The organism is Thauera terpenica 58Eu (assembly GCF_000443165.1).
Lineage (GTDB): Bacteria > Pseudomonadota > Gammaproteobacteria > Burkholderiales > Rhodocyclaceae > Thauera > Thauera terpenica.
Genome location: NZ_ATJV01000117.1, coordinates 1 through 1585 on the forward strand (window position 1 = coordinate 1; position 1585 = coordinate 1585).

General features: G+C 66.6%; 1 protein-coding gene. It reads left to right on the forward strand.

Annotated features, from left to right (window positions below):
- Positions 1-90 precede the first annotated feature (90 nt).
- Entirely contained in the window at positions 91-1452 is a 1362-nt protein-coding gene (locus M622_RS38480; RefSeq protein ID WP_021251069.1) for an IS1380-like element ISAzo40 family transposase, read from the forward strand.
- The last annotated feature ends 133 nt before the right edge of the window (positions 1453-1585 follow it).

Below are 1585 nucleotides of genomic sequence, written 5' to 3' on the forward strand. Positions count from 1 at the left end.
CCTGAATCCGTGTTCGCTCAGCCCGGATTCCATCCTAACGCATTGATGTAATTGTATAATTACGCATCCGAACCCTTCACCCAACCGACCATGCCGCGCTTCGAAGTCAAGCAATCCGCCAAGCTCAACCTGACCTCCTACTCGGGGCTGGCGCTGATCGGGCAGTGCTGCCAGGCGGCGCAGGTGGAGGCGGTGATCGACCCGAGGCTGCCGGTGTCGCAGGGCATGCGCACATCGGATCTGGTCAAGTCGATGGTGGGGCTGCTGAGCCTGGGCAAGAGCGACTTCGAGGCGATCGAGCCGTTTCGCAGCGATCGCTTCTTCAAGGAGGCGCTCGGGCTTGCCAAGGTGCCCGGCAGCGTGTGGATGCGCCAGCGGCTCGATGCCCGTGCGGCCGAGCTGCGTGAGCTGACCGACGAGCTGAGCCTGCGCCTGCTCGAGCGCACCGAGGCGCCGATCACGGCGCACAAGGGTTACGTGTGCGCCGACATGGATACCTTCGTGATGGACAATTCCGACACCAAAAAGGAAGCGGTCAGCCGCACCTACCAGGGCGTCGACGGCTACACGCCGATCGCGCTCTACCTGGGCAACGAGGGCTGGAACCTGGGCCTGGAGCTGCGCGCGGGGTCTCACCACTCGGCGCTGGAGACGGAGTATTTCTTCGAGCGGGTCTTTCCGCGCCTCGAGCGCGTGTGCGCCGCGCACGCGAAGGTGCTGTGGCGCGCCGACAGCGGTTTCGACAGCGCCCGGCTGCTGTTCGCGCTGGCGGCCGAGCGCGAACGCTGGGCCGGTCTTGAGCGCTCGTTCGATTACCTCACCAAGTGGAATCCGCGCCGCCAGAACAAGGCCGCCTGGGTCGCCCGCGCCGAGGCCGCCGGCGTCTTCGAGGAGGTCCGCGCGGGCAAGCGCGTGGGACTGCTCGATCTGCAGGTGGAGCGCGCCTGGAAGAAGGCCAAGCGCACGCTGCGCCTGGTGGTGCGGGTGACCGAGCGCACGATCGACAAGAAGGGCCAGCACCTGCTGGCCCCCGAGATCGAGATCGAAGGCTGGTGGACCAGCCTCGATGTGCCGATGGCCGACGTGATCGAGCTCTACAAGCACCACGGCACCCACGAGCAGTTCCACTCCGAGATCAAGACCGATCTGGACCTCGAGCGTCTGCCCTCGGGCAAGTTCGACACCAACGACGCGGTCGTGCACCTGGCCGCATTCGCCTACAACTGCCTGCGCCTGATCGGGCAGCTCGGGCTGACCGGCGACATCTCGCCGATCCGCCACCCGGCCAAGCGCCGGCGCATCAAGACGGTGTTGCAGGAGGTAATGTACCGGGCGGCGAAGTTCGTCGAACACGCTCGCCGCCTGGTGCTGGACTTCGGGCGCGGCGTCGCCGCGCATGTGAAGGTGTTCGTCACCGTCCAGGCGCGCCTGTGTGCGGTGGCTTCGCCATGACGCGAATCCGGTTACCGAACGCCTTGACTCGAGATCATTTCGCTGCGGCGGAAGGAGGGCGCATGCGCGGGAGCCGCACCATGACGTCGCACACGCGCCGGAAATCCGGCTTGCCGGGGCGCCGGGCCGTGAA